This is a genomic window from Acidobacteriota bacterium (assembly GCA_012517875.1).
GTDB lineage: Bacteria > Acidobacteriota > JAAYUB01 > JAAYUB01 > JAAYUB01 > JAAYUB01.
The window spans coordinates 1-3550 of record JAAYUB010000166.1; the positions used below are offsets into that span (position 1 = coordinate 1).

The 3550-nt window shown below is 66.1% G+C and carries 2 protein-coding genes; both read left to right on the forward strand.

All coding sequences use genetic code 11. The annotated features are described in order from the left end of the window. Positions 1–871: 871 nt before the first annotated feature. Entirely contained in the window at positions 872–2026 is a 1155-nt protein-coding gene (locus tag GX414_15845) for an ATP-binding protein (protein ID NLI48574.1), read from the forward strand. A gap of 650 nt (positions 2027–2676) precedes the next feature. Then, on the forward strand, positions 2677–3550 hold an 874-nt coding region (locus tag GX414_15850; GenBank protein ID NLI48575.1), incomplete at its 3' end, for a hypothetical protein.

Consider the following 3550-nt stretch of genomic DNA (forward strand, 5'->3'; position numbering starts at 1 on the left):
GGTGAATGGGTGAATGGGGAGACGGTTTACGGTCAGGGTTCAGAACAAAAAAAGCCTCTGTGTCCTCTGTGGACTCTGCGCCTCGGCGGTGATGTCCGGAAAGGTTGATGGTTGATGGTTGATGGTTGATCGTTGAGGGATTCTCGGTTCGGGTTCAGAACAAAAAAAGACTCTGAATCCTCTGTGCACTCAGTGGTGATGTCCGGGACGGTTGAGGGTTGAGGTGCGATACCGATACCGATCCCGACTCCGACTCCGCTTACGAAACACGAGCACGAAATCCAATGTCCGAAGTCCGAGGACCGGAATCGAGACTCAGATCGGCAGGCACCATGGAACGATGGGCACGCGGGAGGTACCGCGAGCGGGAGCAAGCGGCGGGAAAGCCCTCCCCGCGAAAATCGCGGAATCTGCGACACCATTCCATCGTCCGCGGCGGTTGCCCCGCGGAATCCAGAGCGGCGTCATGCCGCCGCACTCCACAGCGCGGACCGCGGACGGCCCGCGCCATCGAAAGCGCGCCTCCCGGGGATCGGCCGCCCCCGTCGACGGACGCCGACGGAGTGGTGCGGCGCCCGGGGTGAGGCGCAGCGTGGCCCCCCTCGCGCCGCTCGCTCCCGCTCGCGGTACCTCCGCTGGTGCCCGCCGTGCGATGGTGCCATGCGAGATCGGTGAATGGGTGAGTCGGTGAATCGGTGAATAGGGGGACGGGAGATGGGAGATTGGAGATGGGAGATGGGAGACGGGGGACGGCTTGCGATCAGGAGTCAGAACATAGAAAACCTCTGTGTCCGCTGTGGACTCAGTGGTGATGGTCGGGACGGTTGAAAATTCGGATGCAAATTCCGAATTTTCAATATAAAATGATGCCATGATCCAACGATCCAAGTATCTCAACGCCCTCCAGGTCGCTCTGGACCGGTCACCGGTGACAGCCCTGATCGGCCCGCGGCAGAGCGGCAAGACCACCCTGGCCCGAATGGTCAGCGAGAACCGGCCGGTGACCTTTTTCGACCTCGAATCACCCACCGACCGGCAGCGGTTGCAGAATCCCGAACTGGCCCTCGGGCCGCTCGACGGATGGATCGTCCTCGATGAGATCCAGGAGCTGCCCGGACTGTTCGCCGTTCTTCGAGTGCTGGCGGACCGCCCGGCGAACCGGGCCCGTTTCCTGATCCTGGGCAGCGTCGCGCCGGAACTGATCCGGCAGGCGGCCGAGACGCTGGCCGGACGGGTGGAGTTCGTCGAGCTCGCCGGATTCGACCTGGCCGAGGTGGGCGGCGAGGCGGCGGACGCCCTGTGGAGCCGGGGCGGCTATCCCCGGTCGTTCCTGGCCCGATCCGAAGCGGACAGCCTGGCGTGGCGGGAGGGATTCGTCCGGACGTTCCTGGAGCGGGACGTGCCCCGGCTGGGCATCGCCCTGCCGCCGGTGGCGATGCGGCGCTTCTGGACCATGCTGGCCCACTACCACGGACAGCTTTGGAACGCGTCGGAACTGGCCCGCTCCATGGGTTTGTCGGACAAGACGGTCCGGTCGTACCTCGACATCCTGGCCGGCACGTTCATGATCCGCCAGCTGCTCCCCTGGCATGCCAACCTGGCCAAGCGCCAGGTGAAGGCGCCCAAGGTCTATTTCCGGGACTCGGGCCTGCTGCACGCGCTGCTGACGATCCCCGACCGGCATGCCCTGCTGGGCCATCCGAAGCTGGGCGCGTCATGGGAGGGATTCGCCCTGGAGCAGGTGCTCCGGGTCGTGCCCGGCGCCGCCGCCTTCTTCTGGGCCACGCACGCCGGCGCGGAGCTGGATCTGCTGCTGATGCACGGGGGGCGGCGGTTCGGCTTCGAATTCAAGTTTGCCGAAGCGCCTGTCGCGACGCGGTCCATGCGCGTGGCGCGGGCCGACCTGGAACTGGCCCATCTCTGGATCGTGCATCCCGGCCGCCACGCCTTTCCCGTGGAGGAGGGAATCTCCGCGCTCCCCCTGGCCCACGTGCTGAACCTGGCGGAGATGCTGGGCGAGATCTGACCAGCCGGGCGGGCCGGCGCACCGCGGGTGGGTGAGGCGCGCGAAGGCGCGGGGAGAGTGAACAGTGAACAGCGAACAGTAAATAGTAAACGGTAAACAGTAAGAAGAAGATGAGAGAAGCGGTCGGCGGGGTGCCGGCCGTTTTCAATTGTAAGAGTTTGAAAGTTGGAAGGTTTGAAGGTTAGAACGTTCGCAGGTTCGAATCAAGAGTTCAAAGGTTCCAGGTTCGCAGGTTCACAGGTTCACAGGTTCGCAGGTTCGGGGGCGAGTGAGGTTGAGGGTTAAGAGTTGAGGGTTGCGAGAGGAATCGGTAGAATGGGCGGAAAACCGGAGATCACAGGATCCAGGAGACGTTTGAAGGTTTGAAAGTTGAAAGGTTGGAATGTTGGGATTGGGGAACGTTATAACCTTATCAAGAAAACGTTTGAAGGTTTGAAAGTTGAAAGGTTGGAATGTTGGGATTGGGGAACGTTTAAACCTTCAAACCTTTAAACATTCAAACAGTTCCGAACACGATGACGATGACGAGCACGAACATTCGGGACCGGGGCGAGCCCCTAGCCTCGAGTCTCGATCACGATTACGAATTACGAGCACGAAATCCGATTTCCGATGTCCGAAGTCCGAATCCCATGGGGAGGGAACAGACGATGGCACAGATGAAACGTGTGGGTGTATCGGTGAAGGCACGGGCGGTGGACTGGACGGTGGTGCTGGCGGGGATACCCGACCTGCCCCTGGGCGACGCGGCGCTGCCGACGGAGCTGGCGGCGGCCCGTCCGTCGGGCGTCTGGCCCATCGACGCCGGCGCCGCGGCGGCCGCGTTCGGGGCCGGGGGCGAGGTGCGGATCGAGGCGTTCAACGCCGTCGACGACGTGGATGAGGACGGCGTGCTGGGCGCACCCGCCGGAGCGCCGGCCGCGCCCGGTGAGGCGGCGCCGGCGCCGCAACTTTTGCTATCCGGCGACGCGGCCTGGCTCAAGTACCGCGTCGCCGCGCGGCCGCTGGCGCGAGGCGCAGCCCGGGGGCTGGAGCTGGCGGCCGGGCCCGAAACGGTGCTGGCCGACTACCGCGGCCACGGCCGGGAGGAAAACGCGCGGGTGGCGGTGCGGGCGGATCTGGCGGCGCCGCGACTGGCGATACGGGCCGGCGACGTGTTGGCCATGGGGCCCCGCGACGCGCTTGCTTGGCGGGTGCGGGGGGAGCTGGCGCTGCGCCTCACCGTGGGGTGGGCGGACCTGTGGCGCGCGGCTCTGGGCGCCGTGGCCCGGCTCCTGCCACCCGAGCGGCTGCTCGCGGCGGAGGCGGCCGCGGGCGCGGCGGCGGATTTCGGCGTGGCGCTCCGGGACGACTTCCAGGTGGTCTTCACCCGGCCGGAGCCGGGGCGGGTGCGCGTGGCGGTCCGGAAGGCCGAGGCGCGGGAGGGGGTGGCGGGCGCGTCCCTGGGCCTGCGGGTGGCCCTCGACGGCGGGGCGGACCTGGCGGCGGCGGCCGAAAGCGCCTGGGCGGCCGTGTGCGGCGGAC

Excerpts from the sequence above, each read along its gene's own strand:
- GX414_15845 (NLI48574.1), top strand. The coding sequence starts at position 872 with ATGATCCAACGATCCAAGTATCTCAACGCCCTCCAGGTCGCTCTGGAC.